This is a genomic window from Acetobacter fallax (genome assembly GCF_011516735.1).
Classification (GTDB): Bacteria; Pseudomonadota; Alphaproteobacteria; order Acetobacterales; family Acetobacteraceae; genus Acetobacter; species Acetobacter fallax.
Genome location: NZ_WOSX01000116.1, coordinates 1 through 1449, shown reverse-complemented (window position 1 = coordinate 1449; position 1449 = coordinate 1). Strand labels below are relative to the sequence as shown.

General features: G+C 61.6%; 1 protein-coding gene. It reads right to left on the bottom strand.

Going from position 1 to position 1449, the window contains the following annotated elements:
* Positions 1–1371 (bottom strand): transposase (locus tag GOB85_RS18700; protein ID WP_173578863.1); only part of this gene is annotated, 1371 nt, incomplete at its 3' end.
* Positions 1372–1449: the final 78 nt, after the last annotated feature.

Here is a 1449-nt window from a genome sequence, read left to right as displayed (position 1 = left end):
TGCCGCCATCGCCTCCCGCGGTGGGACGAGCCTGGCCATCTTGCGGAGGTTCTGGGCGGTTGCGGCGAGGAGGAACTCGTCATGAGCGCCGTTTGGGCCACGTAATCGCAGGCGGCCCAGTTTCAGGATCCGTTTGAGATGGGCGAACAGCATCTCGACCTTCTTTCGCTGTCGACGTGCCGTGACATAGGCGTCCGTCAACGCGAGGTCGCGGGCCAGATCCCGGGCTCCTTCATGGATCGAGCGCATGATTTTGCGGGCTGGCGTATTCGGCGTGCAGCGCTGTCGAAATGCGCAGCCGTCACAATCGTGCTTGCTGGCGCGGTAACGGATGAACCCATCCTGATCAACCTGGGAGCGAGGCTCTGCGGACGTGCGTTGCGACGGACGCAGTTCCTTGCTGGCCGGGCAGATATACCGGTCATGCTCGTGGTCAAACCTGAAATCAGACCGGGCGAACGTCCCGTCGCTGCGGGCGGATTTGTCGAACACCGGGATATGCGGTTCGATACCGCGTTCGTCGACCAGCCACGCCAGGTTCGGCGCATCGCCATAGGCAGTATCGGCCGCGAGGCGTACGGGCCATATGCCAAACCTGTCCTGCACCCTCTCGATCATGCGTCGCTGGGCGGTGATTTCGGCCTGCCGCACGGCGGTTGTGGCCTCGACGTCCATGATGACGGCATGGTCCAGATCGATCAGGTAGTTCGTGCTATAGGCAAAGAAAGCCCGCTCGGGCGTCGCGGCCGTAAAGCGTGCCGCCGGATCCGTTGGCGCCAGCTTCTTCGGCACGACGGGCGTCGAGCCGCCGAAGGCCGCGTCGTCCAGCGTTTCAAGATATTCCCGGACCGCACGACCAGCGGCATCGGGCGGTAGTCCCTCGTCTCCGGGGACGGCCCGCTGCCGATCGACATCGGCCCGGATCAGGCTGGCGTCGACACCAAAGCTCTCGCCGCCTACCAGGTTCTCGGCAATGCAACGGCGAACGGTCGTCTCGAAAACCTGCCGAAGCAGGTCGCTCTCCCGAAAACGGCCATGCCGGTTCTTGGAAAACGTCGAGTGATCCGGCACTGCGCCGTCCAGACCGAGACGGCAGAACCACCGATAGGCGAGGTTCAGGTGAACCTCCTCGCACAGGCGACGCTCGGAACGGATTCCCATACAGTAGCCGATGATCAGCATACGGATTAGCAGTTCGGGATCGATAGAGGGGCGACCTGTATCGCTGTAGAACGGCTTCAAGTGATTACGGACCGCAGTCAGATCTACGAAACGATCAATCAGCCGCATCATGTGACGTTCAGGAACATGTTGCTCAAGGCTGAACTCGTAGAACAGCGCCTCCTGCATCCCGATCCGCTCGCCCATCATCCGCATCGCCCTCCAGCCTGTGACGATACTGAATCAGCAGGAAGCAATTACCGCAAGACGGAGTTTTTCAACACAATC